The sequence below is a fragment of the Glutamicibacter sp. AOP5-A2-18 genome (genome assembly GCF_052446055.1).
In the GTDB taxonomy this organism is placed as follows: Bacteria; Actinomycetota; Actinomycetes; order Actinomycetales; family Micrococcaceae; genus Glutamicibacter.
Window position 1 is genome coordinate 186,627 of record NZ_JBQSVW010000001.1, and the last position, 22,984, is coordinate 209,610.

Here is a 22,984-nt window from a genome sequence, read left to right on the forward strand (position 1 = left end):
GAGCGATTCAGATGAGTGATGAAGCGCCAGTCGCAGCAGAAAAGATCGAAGGAATTGTTGTCGGTGTTGATGGTTCGCAGCAAAGCAAGTGCGCTTTGCGGTGGGCCGAACGCGAGGCGGTGCGCCGCGGAAGCGTGCTGAATATCGTTTCCGCCTACACCATCCCGGTCTTCGCCGCGTCCTCCATGGATGCTGGTTACTCGACCCTGGACGATGATTTGATTCGCGGCGGAGCCGAGGAAATCGTCCGGCAGGCGCGGGCCGATCTTGAAGGCAGCCAGGCGCAGATCCGCACCTATATCGAATCCGGGGATCCGGCCGGTGTATTGCTGGATCTTAGCGCGGATGCGGAGCTGGTTGTTGTTGGCACCCGAGGCCGTGGTGGCTTTGTTGGTCGCTTGCTCGGCTCGGTGTCTTCGGCGCTTCCGGCACACTCCAAGTGCCCTACCGTCGTGGTGCCTTTGTGCATGTCCAAGGAGCAAGAAGCCGGAGCCGCGAGCACAAATGAGCGCAAGGCGGTGGTGGTTGGTATTGATGGTTCGGACCGAGCTCGTTCGGCCGTGCTAGCTGCCGCTGATGCTGCGATGGCCATCGGCCTGCCGATCCGACTGATTTGTGCGGTGCCGCCGGTGGGTGCAGCGCTGGCATGGATGCCAGCGACCATCGACCAGGAGGCAGTGCTAGAAGATGTCCGCTATCAGATGGGCGTTGGAACCCGATGGCTTAATTCCCACTACCCAGATTTGCAGATTGAAACCGACGTGGTTTCTGGGCCACCGGTGGAGGTGCTGATTCGCGAGTCTGAGCACGCGGTACTCACGGTGACCGGTTCACGAGGTCGTGGCGGATTTACCGGCATGCTGTTGGGCTCCACGTCTCAGGGCGTGCTGCACCACTCCAAGGGGCCGGTGATGGTGGTCCCTGACTCGGAGGATCCTCGCTTGGCTGATCGTCATAAGTTCGATACTCGCGCCCAGGAACAGTAGAAATAACTAAATGAACATAGACTAACGGCCACACACCCCAAGGGTGTGTGGCCGTTAGTCTATGTTGGCTGCTGCTTAGTAGCGAGCTGCCTGTGAGTACAGGTTGTTGACCCAGCTCAATGGCGTTACCGAAATACCAACACTTGGGTTACGGGCGTGTACTACGTTGCCGTTACCGATGTAGATCGCAACGTGGTAGAACGATGCGCCACCGTTGGAGGACGAGAACACCAGGTCACCTGGGCGCAGGTTGCTCAGCGACACGTGCTGTGGTGCGCTGAAGAACTGCTGGGTCGAGGTGCGTGGCAGGTTGATGCCCGACTGGCCGAAAGCACGCTGCGAGAAGCTCGAGCAATCAAATGCGTTTGGACCGTTGGCACCGTAGACGTAGTACTTGCTTGGATCGTCAGCGGTCTTTAGCGCCCAAGCGAAAGCAGCCGAGTAGCTCTTACCTGAAGACTCTGGCTCTGGCTCAGCGGTCTTGGTTGGCTCTGGCTCAGCAGTCTTGGTTGGCTGTGGCTTTGGAGCTGGCTTAGGTTCGGCCGTTTTGGTCGGCTTAGGTTCAGCGGTCTTGGTTGGCTTTGGTTCGGCCGTTTTGGTCGGCTTAGGTTCTGTAGTCTTCGTCGGCTTTGGCTCTGCAGTCTTAGTCGGCTTTGGTTCGGCCGTCTTAGTTGGTTTTGGCTCTGCAGTCTTGGTTGGCTCAGGATCAGCCGACTTAGGAGGTTCTGGAGCGAGGGTAGGAGTTACCGTATCGAGCTCTACAGCCTTTGGCCTGACCGTGTCCTCTTCTTCAGAGTCCTCGGTAGTCTCAAGTTCCGTTGGTTCTGCTACGGCCTTTGGCTTAACCGTGGCTTCTTCTTTGGAGTCTTCAGTTGGCTCAAGTTCCTGTGGCGCAGCTACAGCAAGTGGCTTGATAGCTTCAGGTGCTTCTTTTGGAGCTTCGGCAGTGTCTGCAGTAGCGATAACCTCTTCGAGGGCTGCTTGCTGCTCTTCGTTCTCTTTTTTCTCAACTGCCTTGCGAACTTCAGCCTTTTCCTTCTGCTGCAAAGTAGCAAGGTTGCTGATTAGTTCATCGCGAAGCTTCTTTTCCGGATCAACAGCGTTCTCATAGGTGGAAAGAGTGCTGTTGGCGGTAGCTGCGGCGGAGTCGTAATTTGCGGCGGCATCTTCAGCGGCGCTTTGTGCTGCGTCAGCGTATTCCTGCCATGCCGAAACCAGTGCTTCAGCTTCGGAAGCGGTGTTGACCGACTTCACCTGCTGTTCGCTCAGTGCGTCAATGGTGGCGGCCTTTCGGAACAGGTCACCATCCTGGTTGTCATCCAGCAACAGGCCCAGTGTCGAGTTGCCTGCACCGTTGCGGTAAATATCAGAGGCGATAGCGCCTAGATCCTTGCGGCTCTGTGCAAGGTAGGTTTTTGCGTAATCCAGCTGCTGGACTGCCTTCTTGGCATCAGCGGTGCGCAGATCGCGCTCTTCGCCGGCCGATAGCAGTGACTCTTGCGCCTGAGCAGCTTCGTTTTCTACTCGCTGCATTTCAGCGCGGCTGGAAGCCAAGGATTCCTCGATGCGAGCGATCATCGCGTTCGTCGAGTCTTTATTCTTCTTGGCTTCTTTGATCTCTGCGTCAGTAGGCAACGCGGAAGTGCTTGGTGCAGCTGCAATGGACACAGATGCAGGGAACGTAGCAGCGGTTGATGCGGAAGCAGGTAGAGCACCTGCAAGGCAGGATGCTGCTAGGGCCAGCGTGCTTGCGGCAACACTGAGCGTGTGGCGAGTAGCCATATCGTTCCTCACTAAGTACTTGGATGACGTGGAATCTTGAAAACGTGACTCTCTGAGGTAGAAAGATCACGATTTGGATAAGACTCCAATTAGCACATTAGGCTAATCGTGACACCCTTGGCAACACTGTTCACATCAGTCACATGAATCCCAAACGTGTAATTCATCTGCGGTTTTAGCGCGTGATCTGCGGGAACGTGTAATTGCGCGTGGTGAACTTTCTGAAAGAAACCTTGGAAAAATTTTCTGAATTTATGTCCCGAGGCTTGGTGCACTGAACTAAAGGTGAAGCGTTGGTAACGCGGGCAGCACGTCCCGGGGGTGATTCCTAACGACAGTAAAAAGTGGGTGCGTTAATAGGGAGCGTTTGGCACGTAGTGGAAAGCGGCAAGATGGACGCAGGCGTGTTCCCAAATATCCGCGCGAGCCAGGCGTGTGGTCCGCCTCTCTTTTATTCGGTCTCTGGCCACCAGCTTCGTTGAACTTTGTGAGGCAGATCTCAAAACAAGTTTTTGCGTTTTTTGCCTCAGGACCACCCCAAAGCATGCAATTTTTCATCATCGATTCCAAAGTGATGGGCCACTTCGTGCATGAGCGTGATTCGAATTTCACGCACCACGTCTTGATAAGTTTCGCAGGCCCGAAGGGTCGGATTTTTGAAGATTGTAATGTGGTCAGGCAGCGCTCCGGCGTCCCATCCTGAATCTCTCTCGGTGAGGGCTGTACCCTCATAAAGCCCCAAGATTTCAAGGTTTTCTGGCTCGCCTGGACGTGGCGTGTACTCGTCTTCGATGAAGAAAATGACGTTTTGCATCATGTCTATGGCGGAGTCCGGAATGGAGTCGATGGCCTGTTCAACTAGCTGCTCAAACTCGTCGTCGCTGATGTTCAAAAGCATGTTTTCAGCCTAGGCGAGGACGCTGAGTTGAGCATCGCAAATTTGGATCAGGAGCCGATTTTGCGAAATCAAAAAACCCCACGTATAGTTATTGGAGTCCGCTACGGAGAAGCAAGAAACCGAAGCGAACTTAGGCCCCCATCGTCTAGCGGCCTAGGACACCGCCCTTTCACGGCGGCGGCACGGGTTCGAATCCCGTTGGGGGTACAAGCAATCATTTTATGATTGTTAGATGGAGAAATCCATTGGCTTGCGAAAGCAAGGCCCTGTAGCGCAGTTGGTTAGCGCGCCGCCCTGTCACGGCGGAGGTCGCGGGTTCAAGTCCCGTCAGGGTCGCTCAATTTACTAATCTATTAGTAAATTTGGTGTCCACTTAGTGGTACCAGGCTCTGTAGCTCAGTTGGTAGAGCGTTCGACTGAAAATCGAAAGGTCACCGGATCGACGCCGGTCGGAGCCACGCAGGCCCTCGGTTTACCGAGGGTTTTACTGTGTGTATTGAAATAAATTCAAAACACTAGGCCCTGTAGCGCAGTTGGTTAGCGCGCCGCCCTGTCACGGCGGAGGTCGCGGGTTCAAGTCCCGTCAGGGTCGCATATGAACAGAAGCTCCGGATTGATTACCGGAGCTTTTGCTGTATCTACAGCACGTCAGTTCGCTCGACCAAGGTGACGCGGACCCAACCATCGGTTGCTCAAACGGCGGTATGCCGCAGCTGCGCCTGTCATGTCACCATCTTCCATTGCTTGAAGGCCATCCAAGAGATCACTGGCGGAATCATCGGGCCAAACAATCTCAGCCAGTAGCCCATAGTCCAGCTCAATTACCGAGCGGCTATCAAAGGACTCGAGCCAACTGCCGAGGTCTCCTAGCTCTTCAAAAAGCTGGGACTGCGGCGCATGGGTAACTAAAGTCTGCACGGCCCAGGCTAGGCGCTCTACGGCCTGTTCAAAACCGATATACATGCGCACGGTCTTCAGGCGTTCACCCTCGTGCACCGTTTCGCATTCGTCGTCTTCACGGAACAGCGCAAACCAGCTCAGCGGAATTCCCCACGAAGAGGTACGGGTATGTAGGTGTGTTAGATCTGCAGCCAAACGATCTGGATCGATCCGCTGTGAGTTGGCTTCACGAGAAACCGGCGGAACCAATAGATCGAATACCTCGGGGCGAATGGCTTCTTCGGCTTGTTCTGTCGCCAGGAAGCTGCGGGCTTGCAGTTGCCCGGGGCAGTAACGGGTATGTTCGGTGCCCTGATAGTCCAAGGTCTTCACGCTGCGGAAGAATTCGGGCTCGTTGTGTGGGAACGGGTCTGAGACGCTACGCAAGGTGCGCTGCCATAGACGTGCGTTCTCAAACTCATCCCATTGATCAGCGGTGCGTGCCGGCGCACGCAAGATCATCGACTGGGCCCAATCTTCAAAGGTATCTAGTGGTTCGTAGACACGAAGAAGTGCTGTGGCCGAAGTAAGTTCGCTGGTGGGCCCAGTCAATTTTGGGTTCATAGTTAGTCCGACAACTCCACGATGACAGGCGCGTGGTCACTGGCGCCCTTACCCTTGCGTTCTTCACGGTCAATGCTCGCAGAAGTCACTCGCGCGGTGAGGGCCGGGGAAGTTAGCGAGAAGTCAATGCGCATACCTTCACCCTTTGGGAAGCGCAGCTGGGTGTAATCCCAGTAGGTGAATTGTCCCTCAGTGTAGTCGCGAACTACATCCTTGAATCCAAGCTCCTCAAAGGCGCTGAAAGCTGCGCGTTCGGGTGCGGAAACATGGGTGAGCTTGTTCTCTAAGAAGAAGTCGATATCCCAGACATCTTCATCTTTCGGTGCGATATTCCAGTCACCCATCAAAGCGATCTGCGCTTCGGGGTTTTCGCTGAGCCACTGGCCAGAACGCTGCTTCAGCTCATCAAGCCAATGAAGTTTGTAGGCCATGTGCTCATCGTCTAGGGCGCGACCGTTGGGAACATAGAGGCTCCACACCTGGACTCCGCCACACGTCGCGGCAATGGCGCGCGGTTCTTGAATCGGGTTCTTGCCACCCTTGCCAAATTCTGGCTGGCCCGGGAACGTTCGTTGTACATTTTCGAGTCCCACACGGGAGGCGATGGCTACACCGTTCCACTGGTTCACGCCAAAGTGGGCTACCTCGTAGTCATTGTTCTCAAACAATTCCCACGGAAAATTATCGTCTTTGCATTTTGTTTCCTGAATAGCCAGGACATCTACATCTGAGCGCTGCAGCCAATCCTCCACGCGGTCAGCGCGGGCTCGTAGCGAGTTCACATTCCAAGTTGCAATCTTCACTAGTTCAACCTATCAAGTTTGCGGAAGTGTGCCACTTCAATTTACTTGGAAGCCCGAGTATATTCTTAGTCAAACTGTGGCGCCATTCATTCCAAGGAGGCAACGTTGCCTGAAATTTTGACTGAACGACGTGGGCATTTGGGTTTGATCACGCTGAACCGGCCCAAAGCGCTGAATGCGCTTAATGCCGAAATGTGCCAGTTAGCTCTTGAAGCTTTGTTGCAGTGGCGAGATGACCCTGAAATTGTTCAGGTGGCGGTGCAAGGTGCAGGGGAGCGGGGACTGTGCGCCGGTGGCGACATCGTGGCTATTTACCGAGACATCAAGGAACGCACCGGTTCTTCGGAGAATTTTTGGCGTATTGAGTACCAACTCAACGCCTTGATCAGTGAATACCCCAAGCCATATATCGCCATCATGGACGGAATCGTACTTGGCGGTGGCATCGGAATCTCCGCCCATGGCAGTCACCGAATTGTCACGGAGACAAGTCTTTGTGGCATGCCTGAAGTGGGTATCGGTCTGTTCCCAGACGTTGGTGGAACGCACCTTCTAGCCAAGGCGCCTCAAGCAGCAGGCCGCCTTGCGGCCCTGACCGGAACCAAATTTGGTGCAGCCGATGCCATGCTGCTCGGCCTGGCCGATGTTTATGTTCCGCAGGCGCGGCTAGCAGAACTGCTAGAGAAGCTGGCCAGTGAGCCGGTGGATGCATTATTGGGGCATTTCGCTGAAGAGCCAGCCGAGGGGTTTATGCACGAAGAATGGGTGCAGGCTTTCACCCATCAGAATCTGCGAACAGTGTTGCTTGAACTTCACAAAGAATCGGCTCCGAAGGCGCAACAGATGGCGAAAGCGCAACAGATGGCGAAGGCGCTGCAAGCTGCCTGCCCAAGTTCGGTGCGACTGACCGATGAGCTGATACAACAAGCCGGAGGAGATCTTCGGGTGGATCTCCAGCGTGAATTCCGTGCAGTGGTTCACCGGTTAGATGATCCTGATTTTGCTGAGGGTATCCGGGCTGCGGTTATCGACAAGGACCGGACGCCACACTGGGTTGAATACCTGCCGGGCCTAAGCCACGAACAACGCACCGCAAAACAGCTCGGTCCCCTTCCCGGGGCGGAGCTGAATTTTGCATTGCTGGAGCACTAAATTTCGCGCTGATGGTTTGAGACTTTAGACGAAGTCTCCGGAGGCTTTGCGGAAGCGGGAGAGGATCTCAAATAATTCGGTAGCGTCCGAAGCACAGAGATTGCTCTGGGCAAAGAGCAGTTCGTTAAGATCATCGCGGGCCGCGTTTAATACCTGCTGACCTTGTTTGGTCAGTTCTAATAAACGCGTGCGCCCATCGGTAGGGTGCGCCATGCGCCGAACCAAACCGGTGGATTCCAACCGGTCTACCGAGTTGGTCAGGCTGGTGGCGTGAACCTGTAGTAACTCGCTGGCCTGGCTCATAGGCAGGGAACCGCGCTTGGAGAATCCCAGCAGTGCAAGCACCTCAAAGCGGGCAAAGGTCAGGCCATGAGGCTTCAGGATGGAGTCGGCTCGTTGTAAATAAATTGAGGCAGTACGCATCACTGCGGTGATTGCTGCCATCGGTTCGGCCTCAGCTTCCCACCCGTGTGAGATCCATTGTTCTCGCGCTTGGGCGATCGGATCGCGGGACAAAGGTGAAGCCATTGAGATACCCCTAAATTAGTAGACTTAGTCCAACAATATACTTGGACTTCCTAGGGAATGGAAAGAGCGCTCGCTCGACCTGATGGTCGCGGTAGCTCAAAGAATGTTTCAACAAGTACTTTCCAATATGGAAAGTACTTGTTAGTCTGAAGTTATTCGTTAGGTTCGCAGGCAAAGGAGTAGGGCAATGAAGATGACCTTCAATTCTTGGTACGTCGCCATCATTAGCGCGGGAGGCCTGATCTTCCTCGCCTTGGCGATGACCGCCTACGTTACAGGTCATTCCTACCTGCTCTGCGGGGGGATCGTTTTCTTTACCGCGGTCACCGTGACGATGTCCTCTACTTACGCACAGCGTCAGAACAAAGCTCGCAAGGTGGTCGGCAAATGAGTTCCGAAGAGCAGCTGAATGCCGATGAGCAACTGGCCGCCCTGAATGTGGCGCAACAGCGCATGGAGCGCGCCTCCGGCTACGGCGCCAAACTCATGGGCGTTTACTGCGTGATCTTGGGTTTGCTCATCGGGTCACTAGCGGCCCTATTGCAGGTCTACCGCCCCGAGAAAAACTTCACCGGATTCATTGTTCTTACCGCACTTTTTGCCATAGCCGTTGTAGCAATATCGTTGGCCTACGCGAAGCTATACCGTTCACTACCGCGGGGATTTTCCAAACTATATCTTCGCGGATTCTTCGGGAGTATGGCCCTGTACATGATTGCGGTTGCCATGCTTAGCGCAGGTGAATTGGGTTGGGGTGTTACCGCGTTGACCTGGATGGTAGTTGCTGCGCCGCTGTGTATCACTGGAATAGTGATGGTGCGCAAATGAGTGGCCACGCTCGCGAACGACTCAATGAGGACTTCTCAAATCCGGTCAGACTCTCGCTCATGGGATCTTTGCGAGCTGTAGATGAGGCTGACTTTAAAACCCTGAAGGAAACGGTGGGAATTTCCGACTCGGTGCTTTCTAGGCACTTGAGCGCGTTGGAGGCAGCTGGATACGTGCGTATCAAAAAGGGTTACGTAGGCAAAAGGCCCCGTACCTGGGCGAAGCTAACTTCGAGCGGGCAAGAGGCCTTTGTACAACATGTTCAGGCGTTGAAGGAAATCACCGGATTGGCGTGAACCTTAGGCCCGCCACCACTTGTCCCAATAGGTAGCTGGGACTGCACGCTTGTGACGAGAATTCACAAAACGCTTCTCGATGGCTTGGGCAGCAGACTCACTAATCTCGCGACCTTCAAGATAGTTATCAATCAGCTCGTAGGTCAGTCCAAGTTCATCTTCGTCGGTGCGCTGCGGCTGACCATCAAGAAGGTCAGCGGTAGGCTTCTTTGACCACAGCAACTCAGGAGCCTGGAGCTCACGTAATAGGGACTGGTTTTGACGCTTGTTTAAGCCAGCCAGTGGCAAGAGGTCTGCTCCGCCGTCGCCAAACTTGGTGAAGAATCCGGTGACGGATTCGGCAGCATGGTCAGTGCCCAGTACCAACAGGCCGCGGTCACCAGCCAACGCGTACTGCACGATCATGCGGGTACGCGCCTTAGCGTTACCACGGTTGAAGTCGCTGATCTTATCCAAACCGGCATCGGCAATTGCTTCATCCAGTGCGGCGACGGGCTTTGCGATGTTGACTTCATACTGTTCATCCGCAGCGATGAATTCCATGGCTGCGGCAGCATCAGCGGCGTCTTGCTGTACTCCATGAGGCAGGCGCACCGAGACAAAGCGAGCTTCGCCGCCGGCCTCTCGGACTTCCTGTACTGCCAACTGGGCTAGGCGACCGGCCAAGGTGGAATCAATGCCTCCAGAAATCCCCAGCACGAACCCCTTGGCGCCGGTTGCGGCGAGGTACTCCTTGAGGAAATCGACCCGACGCCGAATCTCCTGCGTGGCGTCAATTTCAGGGCGTACGCCCAACTCTTCAATGATCTGTGCTTGCAATTCACGCATGTCTTTAATCCTAGGCAGTGGGGGTGGGCGCAGGGCAACTACGGTGGCGTTTGCCGCGAAATTTAATCTGTTCTCAACATACGCGTTGATCAGTGGTTAGGGAGTCTGTGGCTCTTGCTCCGGTTCCCAGCCCAGGCTGCGCGCAATCTTTTCCAGCGTCTGGATAACAGCGTCATATTCTGAGCCATCTAGATCCTGACCGAACTGCGTGCGGATCTTCTCCACTAGCTCGCTGAGCTTCAGCAGTGAGGTGTGGCCACGTCCAGTGATCGAATACTCACCGTTATGTACGGTGACCCACCCGGATTCCACCAGCTCGGCCAAGTGCTCACTTAGCGACTGCGGTTCATCTTCGGACGCAAAGAAGGGGGAGAGGCCGGTGTTTAGCTGCGCTTCGCTGGCAGGTTGATGTTCTAGCAAGTTCAGGACCTGCCACTGCCGGCGTGTCACACCGTGTTCTTCTAGAGTCGCTGCAAACTGCTCGTCAATCAGCGAATCCACCAATTTTAACCAGTAACCCAAGGGGCGTTGTGCGTTCATAAAATCAGCCTAGCGATGATGCCGACTAGAATCGAGGGTATGAGCGAAACCGGCGCCCGTGCGCGACTAAAAGAACTGATCCAAGAACTAGCCATTGTGCGTGGCAAGGTCATCTTGTCTTCGGGCAAGGAGGCCGATTACTACATCGACCTGCGTCGTGTAAGTCTGCACCAGGAAGCTTCGGGTTTGATCGGCGAGGTCATGCTTGACCTGCTTGATGAAGCCAAGCTGGAATTCACCAATGTTGGTGGTTTGACCATGGGCGCTGACCCAGTGGGCACCGCCATCATGCATACCGCTCGCGCCAAGGACCGCGCCATTGATGCGTTTGTGGTCCGCAAGGCGCAGAAGTCCTACGGCATGGGTCGTCAGGTTGAGGGCCCAAGCGTTGAGGGACGCGACGTCATCGTGCTTGAAGATACCTCCACCACCGGTGGCTCGGCGCTGACCGCAGTTGAAGGTGTGCGCAAAGCTGGCGGCAACGTGATTGCCGTAGCCGTGATCGTAGATCGTAACACCGGTGCCAAGGAACGTATTGAATCTGAAGCTGGCGTGCCGTACCTGTTTGCCTACGGCAAAAAGGAGCTGGGCCTGTAACCAGTAGTTGCTTTTTTGGTCTCACAACCCGCTATTCCGAATCATTCGGAATAGCGGGTTGGCTGTTTTCTGAACTGTTTTAGCTCTGCGGTGGGGCAGCGGTGGTATCGCGCGGAACCAACACGGCAGGTAGCTGGTGCGGCTCGGTGACCTCTTCACCCTGAAGCAAAGCCAAGAGCATGCTCACCGCATGACTACCCATTTCATGCAGCGGCTGGCGCACGGTACTGAGCGCGGGGGCGGATTGGGCAGCGGCGGGAATATCGTCAAAGCCGATAATGGATAGTTCCTGCGGAACGGCGAGTCCACGTGCGGAGGCGACCTCTAGGGCCGCCAAGGCGGAGATATCGTTGGCCGCAAAAATTGCGGTGGGTGGCACCGGTAGGGCGAGGAGTTGTTCGGCCGCTTGCGTCGCGGTGTCCCATTGGTAATCGCCAGCGTGGATCAACTGCTCATCAAATTTGATGCCGGCTTCATCCAGCGCTCGCCGGTAGCCTTCTTCGCGTAGGTGTGCGGAATTCAAATCATCGCGCCCACGGATATGCCCAATGCGTTGATGGCCCAGATCAATGAGGTGCTTGGTGGCCGTATATGCGCCACCAGAATTGTCCACGTCTACGGTGTTGGGCATATCGGTGCCGGCCTGCGGGTCGATGGCGACAACAGGCACTGAGCTGTGCGGGATTTCTACGGTTGGGGTGACAATGATGGCCCCGTCAATGAGCGTTCCACCCAAGCGTGAGAGTGAACGACGTTCCCAGCCGATATGCCCTTCTGGGCTCAGGTTGCCAGCGTAGGCCATGAGGTCATATTTGGTGCCGCGCAGGGTGGCGGATATTCCGTTGAGAAGCTCCAGGGCGAAGGGCTCAAATTCGGCAACCAGGATGCCGATAATGTTCGTTTGAGAGTTGCGCATCGAGGATGCGACCAGTGAAGTTTCGTAACCGAGTTCATTGATGACCTGATGCACGCGAGTGATGGTTCTTGGTGCAACGCCGTAACGACTGTTAACAACTTTGGAAACGGTGGACACCGAAACTTCGGCAACGCGTGCCACATCATTGATGGTCACTCGGCCTTCCGCTGGCTTTTCGGCAGACGTTGGAAACTGCCCAGCGGTGGCATTCACGTGGTGTTGGGTCTCAGGGGTCATCACCCGACTAACAGTAGCTCATAAATCCGCGAAAACAGTGGTGTTTGTGGACTTGTGACCGGTGATTAGCAAATTTTCGATAACGTTTTCGCTAAGGATTTCGAAAACGTTATCGAAAACGATTGACATGATGTGCGTCACAGTGCAATTCTTGGTGGAGCCAAGTGCCTGCCGCGTGGAAGTCGACGGGTCATCACATCATCAATGCACAGGAGCACACGTATGTTGTCCAAGTCCCGAACTGCGAAAATGTTGGCGCTGGCAGCCACTGGCTCGCTACTTTTCTCCGGCTGCGCCTCAGGCTCTGATACTCCTGAAGCCTCGACAAACGGAACCACCACCATCACTTGGTGGCACAACTCGAACAACGGAGAAGGCAAGGCCTACTACGAAAAGGTCGCCAAAGATTTTGAGGCTACACATCAAGGCGTGGACATCGAGGTTAACGCCATGCAGCACGAAGACATGCTCACCAAACTCGACGCCGCTTTCCAAAGCGGTGACACCCCAGATGTGTACATGGAACGCGGTGGCGGGGAACTGGCCGCGCACGTGGAAGCCGGGCTGACCAAAGACCTCAGCGAGCAAGCCAGAGAAGAACTAAAATTCCTCGGAGACACCGCCGGCGGCTGGCAGATCGATGGCAAGACCTACGCCCTGCCGTACTCATTGGGCGCTGCAGGGTTCTGGTACAACAAAGCATTGTTCAAAAAAGCCGGCGTCGACAAGGCGCCCGAAACCTGGCAGGACCTTCTTGACGCCAGTGACAAGCTCAAAAAAGCTGGCATCACCCCAATCTCCGTAGGAGCGGGTGACAAATGGCCGGCAGCTCACTACTGGTACTACGCTGCGGTGCGTGAATGTGCCCAGCAAACCTTGGCTGACTCGGTCACCAATATGGATTTCAGCGACCAGTGTTTTGTGAAAGCTGGAGAAGACGTAGATCAGCTGATCAAGACCGAGCCGTTCAACCCAGGATTCCTCTCCACTCCAGCTCAGTCCGGTCCAACCTCAGCCTCGGGCCTCCTAGCCACCGGCAAAGTTGCCATGGAACTGGCCGGTCATTGGGAACCGGGCGTAATGCAGGGGCTCACCGAAGACGGTAAAGGTCTAGGCAAAAACACCGGCTGGTTCTCCTTCCCCGCAATTGAAGGTGGCCAGGGTGATCCGAAAGCACAGTTAGGTGGCGGCGATGCCTGGGCGGTAGCTCAAGACGCTCCAGACGAAGCAGTCGAGTTTGCCAAGTACATGGTCTCCGAGAAAGTCCAGAAGGGCTTTGCCGAGTTGGACATGGGCTTGCCTACTAACCCCAAGGCCAAAGACTCCGTTGCAGACCCAGCCTTGGTATCCATGATGGACGTTCGGGATAAGGCGCCTTACTTCCAGCTGTACTTCGACACCGCTTTTGGTGCTTCAGTCGGTGGAGCCATGAATGATCAAATCGCCTTGCTCTTTGCTGGCAAGTCCGATGCTCAGAAGATCGTTGATGCCAGCCAAGATGCCGCTGATCTAGAGAAGTGATCCCTACCGTGGCTCAAGAAGTAAGTTTTGTATCAAGTTCGCGTACCGATGACGCTGACCCAAATCCGGTGAGCGTTACACAACCGACCAGAATCAAGTCGGTCAAGGCCAAAGAGCGTCGGCGCAAACCAGCAGATAAACGCAAGAATCTAGAAATCTTGTTTTTCATCAGTCCGGCATTGATTCTCATCGCAGTATTTATGCTGTTGCCCATCATCCAAGCTGTGCGCTTCTCGGTGTACAACTGGAAGGGCTTCGGCCCACTGGTGGACTTTGTAGGGCTGAAAAACTACGCCCGCGTACTGCAAAACGAGGTTTTCACCGATGCGATGATTCATAACCTGATCATCATTGGTGGATCTATCGCTCTGCAATTGCCCATTGGTTTAGGGATTGCTCTCTTGCTCAACCGCAAGATGAAAATCCAATCATTGCTGCGCACCATCATCTTTGTTCCTTATGTGCTCTCCGAAGTCATCGCCGGGGTGATCTGGTTCCAACTCTTGCAACCCCAGTACGGGGTCGTGGACACCATCATCTCCAAGCTGGGCATCCAAGGTCCTGCCCAAGGCTGGCTCGGCACTCCCGAGCTGGCGCTGTGGACGGTACTGGCCGTACTGACCTGGAAGTACCTCGGGCTGGCGGTGATCTTGTTCTTGGCAGGACTCCAAGGGGTTCCCTCGGAGCTTTACGAAGCAGCACAAATCGATGGAGCGTCCTGGTGGCAGATCCAACGCAAAATCACCATTCCATTGTTGGGGCCGACCCTGCGCACTTGGGGATTCTTGTCCATGATTGGTTCACTGCAGCTCTTTGACATGGTTTGGATTCTCACCGGCGGGGGACCGGCCAACTCAACGACCACGATGGCCAGCTTCCTAGTCTCTGAGGGAACAAAACGGCAGAACTTCGGTGTGGCAGCTGCTGCCTCGGTGATCCTGTTTGTCGTTGCTTTGATCCTCGCAGTTTCCTACCAGCAGTTTGTTCTTAAGCGAGACTCGCAGCCAGATGACGAACGAACCAAGCCGAAGAAGGTCAAAGCATGAGCACCATCCTGGCCACCGGACCACAGCACACCCCAACCCAAGCGAAGCGCGCTAAAAAACGTTCCAAAAACCAAGGCGGAAACGTTCTGGTTTATGCCCTTGCGCTCGCCGTAGTCGCTCTAACACTCGGCCCGGTGCTCTATGGGGTGCTTGGTGGCTTTCGCACCAACGCTCAGTTAGCGCAAAACCCTGCGGGGCTGCCGGCCCCATGGGTGTTGGATAACTACCTAGGCGTGCTAAAAAACCCGGACTTCTGGAACTACGCACTGAACTCATCAATGATCGCGGTCATCACAACCCTGATCGTGGTGATCTTTGGAGTGATGGCGGCCTACCCGCTGGCGAGGTATCAGTTCCGACTGCGCGAACCGATCTTTATGGTCTTCGTTTTGGGTCTGCTTTTCCCGGCCACTGTGGCCATCGTTCCACTGTTCATCATGATTACCAGGGACCTGCATATGGGTAATACCTGGTGGGGTGTTGCCCTGCCACAGGCGGCATTCGCCTTGCCGATGACGGTGGTCATTCTGCGCCCGTTCCTGATGGCGCTGCCACAAGAATTGGAAGAAGCCGCCCAGCTCGATGGCGCCAGCCGAATCGGATTCTTCTGGCGCATCCTGCTGCCTCTATCGGGACCGGGCATGGTCACCGTGGGTGTCTTGGCCTTTGTTGGCTCGTGGAACGCCTACCTACTTCCACTGCTCCTATTACAAGGAGATATGCGGACCCTTCCCTTGGGCGTCGCAGATTACTCATCGGAGCACTCGGCGGACACTGCCGGCGTTTTCGCCTTTACCGCACTGGCAATGATTCCAGCACTGATCTTTTTCCTTGCCATGCAAAAGCGCATCGTCAACGGGCTACAGGGAGCAGTCAAAGGCTAATGCGTCCAGGCGAAAACACGCCTGCCCACTTTTTGAAGAATAGGACTTTCATGAAAACTGCCGAGCAGACTTGGCGTAATACCGCATTGCCAACCGAACAGCGCGTAGCTGCTCTTATGGAGCAGATGACCCTCGAAGAAAAAGCGGGGCAACTTGGTTCCTACTGGATCCGTCCAGAGGAAGAAAACCACGATAGTGAAGCCAACGTGGCACCCATGGCTGATACCTTCAGCGGCGGCCCGAGCTTTGATACTGCGATCCAGAACGGGCTGGGGCACATCACCCGTGCCTTTGGCACTGTCCCCGTAGATCCGGGCCAGGGGCGAGACCGGTTGGCTGAACTCCAAGAACAAGTTATTGCTGCCAACCGATTCGGCATCCCGGCCATCGCCCACGAGGAATGTCTTACCGGATTCACCACCTTGGGGGCTACCTGCTATCCGGCATCTATTGCGTGGGGAGCGAGTTTTAACCCGGAACTCATCAAATCGATGGCCGCACGCATCGGTGCAGATATGAAAAAGATGGGTGTACATCAAGGTCTTTCTCCGGTCTTGGATGTAGTGCGTGACTACCGCTGGGGACGCGTTGAAGAGACCATCGGTGAAGACCCACACCTAGTCGGAGAATTAGCGGTCGCCTACGTGAAAGGACTTCAGGGCTCTGGAGTCAACGCCACCTTGAAGCATTTCGCCGGTTACGCTGCCTCCCAAGCTGGACGTAACCACGCGCCGGTATCAATTGGTCCGCGTGCTTTGGAAGATGTGGTCTTCCCACCTTTTGAACGCGCAGTGCGTGAAGCACAAGTGGCGTCAGTAATGAACTCGTACGCGGATATTGATGGTGAAGCACCGGCCGCGAGCCGCCGGCTACTCACCGAAGTCCTGCGTGAACGCTGGGGCTTCACCGGCACCGTGGTGGCCGATTACTGGGCCGTGAGCTTCTTACACAGCATGCACGAAATTGCCGAGAGCGAAGATGCTGCTGGGCTGCTAGCGCTTTCGGCCGGCATGGACGTGGAGCTACCTGAAACCATCTCCTTCGCCAATCTGGCTGAGGCGGTACGTGCTGGGCGACTACATGAAGACGTGCTAAATACCGCGGTGAGCCGGGTGCTGACACAAAAGATTGAAGCCGGGTTGCTGGATCCTGACTATGACCCGCGGGGTGCATGGCTAGGTGATGATACGGAACTGGACTCGATCGAGAATCGAAAGCATGCCCGGGCCATGGCCGAAGAATCCATTATTCTTTTGCGTAATGAGCAGATCCTTCCACTCAAAAGTCCGGCACGCATGGCGGTCATCGGCCCCAGCGCCACACAGCCACGCACCCACCTCGGTTGTTATTCCTTTACCAACCACGTGTACTCGCGCTTCGCTGAACACGAGGACTATGGCGTCGAAATGGTATCCATTCTCCAAGCGCTTGAGGACTCCCCAGCGCTCGCCGGAAGCAACATTGAGTATGTTCGTGGCGTGGACTTCACCGACCTCGATGACAGTGGAATTGAACAGGCCGTTCAGGCCGCCCGTAACGCGGAAGTTGCCGTGGTGACAGTTGGAGATCTAGCCGGACTCTTTGGGCGTGGAACTTCGGGTGAAGGCTGTGACGTGGTGGACCTGAAGTTGCCTGGGCGACAGGCCGAACTTGTTGAAGCGGTCTTAGAAACCGGAACACCTACCGTGCTGGTCTTGGTCACCGGCCGCCCCTACTCGCTCGGACAGTTCGCCCATCGTGCGGCAGGCATCGTTCAGTGCTTCATGCCGGGTGTCGAAGGTGGCCCCGCACTCGCTGCGGTACTGACCGGCCAAGTGAATCCATCAGGCAAATTGCCGGTGCAGATTCCTGACCATGTGGGCGGACAGCCAGGAACCTACCTGACGCCCAAGCTGGGTTGGCACTCTGACGGAGTTTCGAATCTTGATCCCCGTCCGCTCTATCCATTCGGCTACGGCATTTCTTATACAGAATTTGAGATATCCGAGCTGCAGCTATCCCACACAGAAATCTCAACCGAAGGAAACCTGGAGATCAGTGCGACGATCACAAACACTGGTGGATTTGCAGGCGCGGAAGTAGTCCAACTGTATTTGTCGGATGAGGTCTCACAGGTGGTGCGTCCGCGACGTTGGTTAGCTGGTTTTGCCAAAGTTCAGTTGGAAGCTGGTGCTTCGACGCGGGTCACCTTCGACGTGCATGCGGATAGAACATCATTTATTGGATTAGCTGGGCGCAGAATTGTGGAACCGGGCAACTTCATCGCGACGGTTGGCTCAAGCAGTGAGGACCTGCGCCTTCAGGGACAATTCCGGATTGTTGGCCACGTCCGTGAGCTCAAAGAAGGTCGAGTCATGGATACTCCGGTGAGAATCGACTAGCTCCAGGCAGGCCTTGAGGCCGTAGCGATGTGCCTGAGAGTAGCCACCAGCAGTATTCAATTCATTTTCTAGTGAGTACAGTTCGAATCCAAAGCCTGAGGTGATCAATCGGCCTCAGAATAATTGGGGTGGATTTGATGGACGCGGACGTCATTATTGTTGGTGCTGGTCTTGCCGGTCTGGTTGCGAGCAACGAAATAGTCAAGACCGGCAAGAAAGTACTGATCGTTGAGCAGGAGAACGCCGCGAACCTGGGCGGTCAGGCCTTCTGGTCTTTTGGCGGAATCTTCATGGTTGATACCCCGATGCAGCGCCGCTTCGGGGTACATGATTCTTTTGACCTCGCTTGACAAGACTGGCAAGGGTCAGCCGGGTGGGATCGCTTGGACGGTGAACATCCCGAAGATCAATGGGCGCAGAAGTGGGGGCGCGCCTATGTTGAGTTTGCTGCCAGCGACAAACGCCAGTGGCTCCAAGAGCAGGGGGTGAAGTTCACTCCCTTGGTCGGTTGGGCAGAACGTGGCAGCTTCGCTGCCAATGGTCACGGCAACTCTGTACCCCGGTTCCACATCCCATGGGGCACTGGCACCGGAATCTCAGAACCTTTTGCCAATAAGGCACGTGAAGCGGTCGAATCAGGTCTTGTGCAGTTTGCCTTCCGACATCAGGTTGATGGGCTAGTCTTCACCGCAGATAAGGTCACCGGCGTGCACGGAACAGTCTTGGCTCCAGAGACGGCCAAGCGCGGAGCACCTTCGAACCGTCAAGCAATCGGCACTTTCGAATTCACCGCACAGGCAGTAGTTATTGCTAGTGGCGGGATTGGTGGCAACCACGAACAAGTCAGAAAATGGTGGCCACAGTCTCTGGGAACTCCGCCTAAAAAGATGATTACCGGGGTACCCGAATATGTTGATGGGCGCATGCTTGATATTGCCAATGAGCACGGAGTTCGGCTAGTAAACCGCGACCGCATGTGGCATTACACCGAAGGGCTACAGAACTGGAACCCAATCTGGCCTTCCCATGCCATCCGGATCCTCCCTGGGCCATCATCGATTTGGCTTGATGCCCGTGGGCGCCGACTTCCCGCTCCAGGGCTGCCAGGTTATGACACTCTTGGCACGCTAAAGATCCTGCGCACAACAGAAGATATCCGTGACTACGACTACTCCTGGTTCATCCTTGACCAGTCAATTATCAAAAAGGAATTTGCACTCTCCGGATCAGAACAGAACCCCGACATCACCAACCGAGACGTGAAGTTGCTCATAAAAAGCAGGCTTGGCCGTTCGGCTACCGGTCCGGTGGAGGACTTCAAAAAATATGGTGAGGACTTCGCAGTGGCCGATACCCTTGAGCAGCTGGTTGACTCCATGAACAAGCTGAGCGGAGACCATCTGCTTGATCTTGATGAGATTGCCAGCATCCTGAAGGCTCGGGATAACGAGGTGGACAATCCGTACTCCAAGGATGCGCAGACCATCGGTATTCAGAACAGCCGCAGGTACCTGGGCGATAAGCTCTTCCGCACGGCAAAACCGCATAAGATCCTGGATAAGAAACATGGTCCGCTGATAGCGGTCAGACTATGGGTCGTTACGCGCAAGACTCTCGGCGGAATCCAGACTGACCTTGCGGGTCGTGCGCTCGGTTTAGACGGAACACCGATTCCCGGACTCCTTGCCGCTGGTGAAGCCGCCGGTTTTGGCGGCGGAGGGGCCCACGGCTACAACGCTTTGGAAGGTACTTTCCTTGGTGGCTGTATTTTCACCGGCAGAACAGTTGGTCGCTCGTTGGCTCAAGTGCTCTGAGCGGGGGGATAAACCATGACCGTAGCTAGCTGAGCATGATGCGAAATCGCGGCGGCCCATGGTCAACGGAGTGAGGCTGATCCCGGTTACAACACCGATGAAAAAAGCGGCCGGAAAATTCCGGCCGCTTCTTTATGGTTCTGGATTTGGTTACTTCTTAGCTTCCTTGGCTTCAGGAACTACCGCGTCCTTGGCCAGTTCTGCGTGAAGGTTCGCCACGGATGGGTACTGAAGGTCCGGACGGAATGGGAAAGTATCCATATCTTCACGGGCGGTGATGCCGGTGAAGACCAAAGCGGTAAGTAGACCAGCTTCCATGCCAGCAACAATGTCGGTGTCCATGCGGTCACCAATCATTGCAGTGGTTTCCGAGTGTGCATCAATGCGGTTCAAAGCAGAGCGGAACATCATCGGGTTGGGCTTGCCAACTACATATGGTTCGCGGTTGGTTGCACGAGAAATCAGCGCAGCAATGGCACCGGTGGCTGGCAGCAGACCTTCTGCCGATGGGCCGGTAGCGTCAGGGTTGGTTGCGATGAACTTGGCGCCGCCTTCAATCAGTCGGATCGCCTTGGTGATCGCTTCGAAGGAGTAGGTGCGAGTTTCGCCTAAAACCACATAGTCAGGATTCTGGTCAGTCATGATGAATCCGGCATCGTGCAACGCGGTGGTTAGCCCGGCTTCGCCGATAACAAAGGTGCGTCCACCCGGACGCTGGCGAGCTAAGAATTCAGCGGTAGCCATCGCGGAGGTCCAGATGTTTTCTTCAGGGACGTCCAAGCCGGAAGCCAGCAACCGGGCACGCAAGTCACGTGGGGTGTAAATGGAGTTGTTGGTCAAGACTAGGAAACGCAGGTTGTTTTCGCGCCAGTAGCTCATCAGCTCTGCGGCACCCTTAACAGCCTGATTTTCATGGACAAGAACGCCGTCCATGTCAGTAAGCCAGCACTTGATGTCGTGGACAGTGCGGGCAGCGCGGTTGGTAGTCGTCACGAGGTGAAGTCCTCCCTGATGAAATTGTGGTGGGAGCTATCTGCGTTGAAAGAATCCCCTGCTACTAAAAAGACTACACAGCCTTGGAGAATTGCGCCGTGAACAAGGGCACGATTAGAAAGAACTACGCTTAATAACGTGAATCAAGAAACGCAGGAACCAGTAAACGACCCCAGCGAGCAGCATGTCATTGGAGTGGGCCCTTGGGAAGGGGAGCATCCAACCGACGAAAAGTATGATCTTGAGCTGCTAGCCAACGGTGATCGTCGCAATGTTGCTGACAAGTATCGCTACTGGAACATGGACTCGATCATCGCGGATTTGGATGAGCGTCGCCACGATTTCCATATCGCCATTGAAAACTGGCAGCACGACATGAATATCGGCACGGTGGTGCGAAGTGCCAACGCGTTCCTCGCCAAAGAGGTCCACATTATTGGTCGTCGCCGGTGGAACCGCAGGGGAGCGATGGTGACCGATCGTTACCAACACGTGCGTCATCACCCAACGGTCGATGATTTTGTTACCTGGGCGGAATCCGAGGGGCTGACCATTTTGGGGATCGATATCTTCCCTGACTCCGTACCTTTGGAAACCTACGACATTCCAAAGAATTGTGTTTTGGTGTTTGGCCAGGAAGGACCCGGGTTAAGCCCTGAAGTTCATGCGGCAGCCAAAGACACCTTGTCAATTGAACAGTTCGGTTCAACGCGTTCTATCAATGCGGCCTCGGCCGCTGGAATTGCCATGCACGCATGGATCCGCAGACACGTTTTTGGGCAACAGGTGGGGTAACGGAGAAATTAATACTCATGAGTATTAGTCGAGCATCTGGATTAGTTACTTTTTTCAGCTTACTCTGGAATCCAGTTATGGAAATGTGATCTGGGAGCGAGTGGCTGTGAAACGTCGTCATCAAGTGAATCATGACTTACTTCTGCCCGGGTTACACCGAACGAAACGACCAGCAGTTGTGTGGTCAGCCTCGGTGATTGCGGCCCTGGGATTGACCGGCGCATTAGCAATCCCATTGGTAGCCCAGCCAGCTGATACTCGTCAGGGGAACGTCCAGGTGTCCATGGACGCCGTCGCTGACGCTTCCTTGGCCTACGGGCCGGTGTTTGTCAGTGTTGATGCTCCGCTGAATGCTTTTGGGGCCTCGGGTAGGCAACTTGCCATCGACGGACGTCCCATCGGAATGGTGGCCGGTGCCTTAGATGCCTCCGAAGTGGTAGAAGCTGAGACCGTGGACGCGGAACAGAGTGCCGAAAGCGAAGAAGAAAATACCGCCAGTACTGCACTTTTGGCTGGCACGGTAGGCGAGATTGGCAAGCTCCCGGGAGACCTGCAGTTGATGCACCCGGTGACTTCACGCCGAATTTCTAGCCCTTATGGTTGGCGTTCGAACCCTACCGGTGCCGGAAACCAGATCCACATTGGTCAGGACTACCCAGTATCTTGTGGCTCTCCTGTCTACGCCTCTGAAGATGGAACGGTGAGCGTTTCGGGATGGGCAGGCCACTCTGGCATGCGTGTGAGCATCGATCACGGATCAAATATCCAAACCGGCTATAGCCACAACTCGAAGCTCATCGCTAAGGTGGGGCAGCACGTACAACAGGGCGAGTTGATCGCCTTGGCCGGTACCACCGGTAATTCCACCGGATGCCACGTGCATTTTGAAGTCATCATTGATGGTCGGTGGCACGATCCACGCAACTACCTGCCTTTGATCCCTGGCCAGCGTCAGGCAATGATCAATTCCCAGCGTCTGACCGTCGGCGCAAACTCTGCTCCAAAGAGTGGTGCTCCACGAAGCTCCGCACCTTCTACCAATCAGCCGGATCCGGACATTATTGTTCCGGAGAACGACACTCCATACATTCCTAGCCCAGCTCCCAAGCCGCGTCCGGTGCCAACTAAGACGGTCAAGCCGACACCGACCCACAGCGAGGCTAAGACTCCTACCCCAACAAAGAGTCCTAGTACCTCAACTGCGCCGCCCGAAAGCACCACCAAGGCGCCTTCACCTAGTGCGAAGCCAGCGCCTAGTACGTCGCCAACAAAGATTCCTTCGCCGACGCCTACAACTAAGGCGCCTGAACCCACCACCTCGAATTCGGTGCCACCGGTTCAAAGCTCCCCGGATAAAAAGCCGACTACGCCCGCGCCAACGGTGAGCAGCACGCAGGAAAAGAAGAGTGGCGCTAGCTCGCCAACAGGCTCAGAAGGCTCGAGTGGCAGTGCTACCCCGAGTACAACAGGTAGCGCCAGCAGCTCAGCATCGATAACCCAATAAGCAACCATCCGTGAGGTGGTGGCGCTCTGCATTGCAAATACAGGTTCTTTACCGTGTCACGATATGAGATTTTAGGTTGAGATAGTGACCTAGGCGATAGGATGGATGGCGAACCGCCGTCAATGGAGACGCGAAACCTCGCTAATCACCAG

Annotated in this window: 21 protein-coding genes, 4 tRNA genes and 1 pseudogene; 17 read left to right on the plus strand and 9 right to left on the minus strand. The window is 55.3% G+C overall.

Going from position 1 to position 22,984, the window contains the following annotated elements; translation table 11 throughout:
• The first annotated feature begins 11 nt into the window (after positions 1-11).
• Positions 12-986: a universal stress protein gene (locus ACT3RW_RS00905; RefSeq protein ID WP_131090660.1), complete on the plus strand. Its 975-nt coding sequence runs from the start codon at positions 12-14 to the stop codon at positions 984-986.
• Between the two features lie 75 nt (positions 987-1,061).
• Here ACT3RW_RS00905 and ACT3RW_RS00910 read toward each other — a convergent pair whose 3' ends face one another.
• Together ACT3RW_RS00910 and ACT3RW_RS00915 are read right to left on the minus strand one after the other, a co-directional pair.
• Entirely contained in the window at positions 1,062-2,768 is a 1,707-nt protein-coding gene (locus ACT3RW_RS00910) for an NlpC/P60 family protein (protein ID WP_444612507.1), read from the minus strand.
• A gap of 526 nt (positions 2,769-3,294) precedes the next feature.
• On the minus strand, positions 3,295-3,666 hold the full coding sequence (locus tag ACT3RW_RS00915) for a metallopeptidase family protein (protein ID WP_131090658.1): 372 nt from the start codon (positions 3,664-3,666) through the stop codon (positions 3,295-3,297).
• Between the two features lie 134 nt (positions 3,667-3,800).
• On the opposite strand from ACT3RW_RS00915, the gene ACT3RW_RS00920 reads away from it, so the two are divergent.
• From ACT3RW_RS00920 to ACT3RW_RS00935, 4 genes are all read left to right on the plus strand, one after another.
• Positions 3,801-3,873: transfer RNA gene (locus tag ACT3RW_RS00920), tRNA-Glu, on the plus strand.
• 55 nt (positions 3,874-3,928) lie between these two features.
• Positions 3,929-4,002: transfer RNA gene (locus ACT3RW_RS00925), tRNA-Asp, on the plus strand.
• A gap of 49 nt (positions 4,003-4,051) precedes the next feature.
• A tRNA-Phe gene (locus ACT3RW_RS00930) sits at positions 4,052-4,124 on the plus strand.
• A gap of 60 nt (positions 4,125-4,184) precedes the next feature.
• A tRNA-Asp gene (locus ACT3RW_RS00935) sits at positions 4,185-4,258 on the plus strand.
• 56 nt (positions 4,259-4,314) lie between these two features.
• Here the strand turns inward: ACT3RW_RS00935 and ACT3RW_RS00940 are convergent.
• Entirely contained in the window at positions 4,315-5,169 is an 855-nt protein-coding gene (locus ACT3RW_RS00940) for a hypothetical protein (RefSeq protein WP_131090657.1), read from the minus strand.
• 2 nt (positions 5,170-5,171) lie between these two features.
• On the minus strand, positions 5,172-5,972 hold the full coding sequence (locus ACT3RW_RS00945; protein ID WP_131090656.1) for an exodeoxyribonuclease III: 801 nt from the start codon (positions 5,970-5,972) through the stop codon (positions 5,172-5,174).
• 105 nt (positions 5,973-6,077) lie between these two features.
• On the opposite strand from ACT3RW_RS00945, the gene ACT3RW_RS00950 reads away from it, so the two are divergent.
• On the plus strand, positions 6,078-7,124 hold the full coding sequence (locus tag ACT3RW_RS00950; protein WP_444612508.1) for a 3-hydroxyisobutyryl-CoA hydrolase: 1,047 nt from the start codon (positions 6,078-6,080) through the stop codon (positions 7,122-7,124).
• A 24-nt stretch (positions 7,125-7,148) separates the two neighbouring features.
• Here ACT3RW_RS00950 and ACT3RW_RS00955 read toward each other — a convergent pair whose 3' ends face one another.
• The gene (locus ACT3RW_RS00955) at positions 7,149-7,652 is read right to left on the minus strand and encodes a MarR family winged helix-turn-helix transcriptional regulator (RefSeq protein ID WP_444612509.1); all 504 of its coding nucleotides are present in this window, start codon (positions 7,650-7,652) and stop codon (positions 7,149-7,151) included.
• Positions 7,653-7,839: 187 nt separating this feature from the next.
• On the opposite strand from ACT3RW_RS00955, the gene ACT3RW_RS00960 reads away from it, so the two are divergent.
• The 3 genes from ACT3RW_RS00960 to ACT3RW_RS00970 are packed head-to-tail and all read left to right on the plus strand — an operon-like array spanning position 7,840 to position 8,776.
• On the plus strand, positions 7,840-8,043 hold the full coding sequence (locus ACT3RW_RS00960) for a hypothetical protein (protein WP_444612510.1): 204 nt from the start codon (positions 7,840-7,842) through the stop codon (positions 8,041-8,043).
• Positions 8,040-8,480, plus strand: coding sequence for a hypothetical protein (locus ACT3RW_RS00965; RefSeq protein WP_444612511.1), 441 nt, complete (start codon positions 8,040-8,042; stop codon positions 8,478-8,480). The genes ACT3RW_RS00960 and ACT3RW_RS00965 overlap by 4 nt, the downstream gene beginning before the upstream one ends.
• Positions 8,477-8,776: a winged helix-turn-helix domain-containing protein gene (locus tag ACT3RW_RS00970; RefSeq protein WP_444612512.1), complete on the plus strand. Its 300-nt coding sequence runs from the start codon at positions 8,477-8,479 to the stop codon at positions 8,774-8,776. Before ACT3RW_RS00965 ends, ACT3RW_RS00970 begins: the two co-directional genes overlap by 4 nt.
• 3 nt (positions 8,777-8,779) lie before the next feature.
• Here ACT3RW_RS00970 and nadE read toward each other — a convergent pair whose 3' ends face one another.
• Together nadE and ACT3RW_RS00980 are read right to left on the minus strand one after the other, a co-directional pair.
• Positions 8,780-9,604, minus strand: a complete 825-nt coding sequence (nadE, locus tag ACT3RW_RS00975; protein ID WP_444612513.1) for an ammonia-dependent NAD(+) synthetase — start codon at positions 9,602-9,604, stop codon at positions 8,780-8,782.
• 96 nt (positions 9,605-9,700) lie between these two features.
• Positions 9,701-10,144, minus strand: coding sequence for a MarR family winged helix-turn-helix transcriptional regulator (locus ACT3RW_RS00980; RefSeq protein ID WP_444612514.1), 444 nt, complete (start codon positions 10,142-10,144; stop codon positions 9,701-9,703).
• A 39-nt stretch (positions 10,145-10,183) separates the two neighbouring features.
• Here ACT3RW_RS00980 and pyrE point away from each other — a divergent pair, with 39 nt between their 5' ends.
• Positions 10,184-10,741 carry an orotate phosphoribosyltransferase gene (gene pyrE, locus ACT3RW_RS00985; protein WP_444612515.1) on the plus strand — a complete coding sequence of 186 codons (558 nt, stop codon included), beginning with the start codon at positions 10,184-10,186 and terminating at the stop codon, positions 10,739-10,741.
• 79 nt (positions 10,742-10,820) lie between these two features.
• Here pyrE and ACT3RW_RS00990 read toward each other — a convergent pair whose 3' ends face one another.
• The gene (locus tag ACT3RW_RS00990; protein WP_444612516.1) at positions 10,821-11,894 is read right to left on the minus strand and encodes a LacI family DNA-binding transcriptional regulator; all 1,074 of its coding nucleotides are present in this window, start codon (positions 11,892-11,894) and stop codon (positions 10,821-10,823) included.
• Between the two features lie 222 nt (positions 11,895-12,116).
• Here ACT3RW_RS00990 and ACT3RW_RS00995 point away from each other — a divergent pair, with 222 nt between their 5' ends.
• The 5 genes and pseudogenes from ACT3RW_RS00995 (at position 12,117) to ACT3RW_RS01015 (ending at position 19,540) form a co-directional block, all read left to right on the plus strand.
• Positions 12,117-13,415 (plus strand): ABC transporter substrate-binding protein, encoded by a 1,299-nt coding sequence (locus ACT3RW_RS00995; protein WP_444612517.1) that lies wholly within the window; start codon positions 12,117-12,119, stop codon positions 13,413-13,415.
• 8 nt (positions 13,416-13,423) lie between these two features.
• Positions 13,424-14,461 (plus strand): carbohydrate ABC transporter permease, encoded by a 1,038-nt coding sequence (locus ACT3RW_RS01000; protein ID WP_131090646.1) that lies wholly within the window; start codon positions 13,424-13,426, stop codon positions 14,459-14,461.
• Positions 14,458-15,345, plus strand: coding sequence for a carbohydrate ABC transporter permease (locus tag ACT3RW_RS01005; protein WP_131090645.1), 888 nt, complete (start codon positions 14,458-14,460; stop codon positions 15,343-15,345). The genes ACT3RW_RS01000 and ACT3RW_RS01005 overlap by 4 nt, the downstream gene beginning before the upstream one ends.
• A 50-nt stretch (positions 15,346-15,395) precedes the next feature.
• Entirely contained in the window at positions 15,396-17,726 is a 2,331-nt protein-coding gene (locus ACT3RW_RS01010; protein ID WP_444612518.1) for a glycoside hydrolase family 3 N-terminal domain-containing protein, read from the plus strand.
• A 137-nt stretch (positions 17,727-17,863) separates the two neighbouring features.
• A pseudogene (locus tag ACT3RW_RS01015) lies at positions 17,864-19,540 on the plus strand (FAD-binding dehydrogenase).
• A 150-nt stretch (positions 19,541-19,690) separates the two neighbouring features.
• On the opposite strand, the gene ACT3RW_RS01020 reads toward ACT3RW_RS01015, so the two are convergent.
• Entirely contained in the window at positions 19,691-20,533 is an 843-nt protein-coding gene (locus ACT3RW_RS01020) for an HAD-IIA family hydrolase (protein WP_131090643.1), read from the minus strand.
• A 138-nt stretch (positions 20,534-20,671) separates the two neighbouring features.
• Here ACT3RW_RS01020 and ACT3RW_RS01025 point away from each other — a divergent pair, with 138 nt between their 5' ends.
• Both ACT3RW_RS01025 and ACT3RW_RS01030 read left to right on the plus strand, forming a co-directional pair.
• The gene (locus ACT3RW_RS01025) at positions 20,672-21,328 is read left to right on the plus strand and encodes a TrmH family RNA methyltransferase (RefSeq protein WP_131090642.1); all 657 of its coding nucleotides are present in this window, start codon (positions 20,672-20,674) and stop codon (positions 21,326-21,328) included.
• Between the two features lie 106 nt (positions 21,329-21,434).
• A complete protein-coding gene (locus tag ACT3RW_RS01030; RefSeq protein WP_444612519.1) occupies positions 21,435-22,832 on the plus strand; it encodes a peptidoglycan DD-metalloendopeptidase family protein in 1,398 nt (465 codons plus the stop codon).
• Positions 22,833-22,984 lie beyond the last annotated feature (152 nt).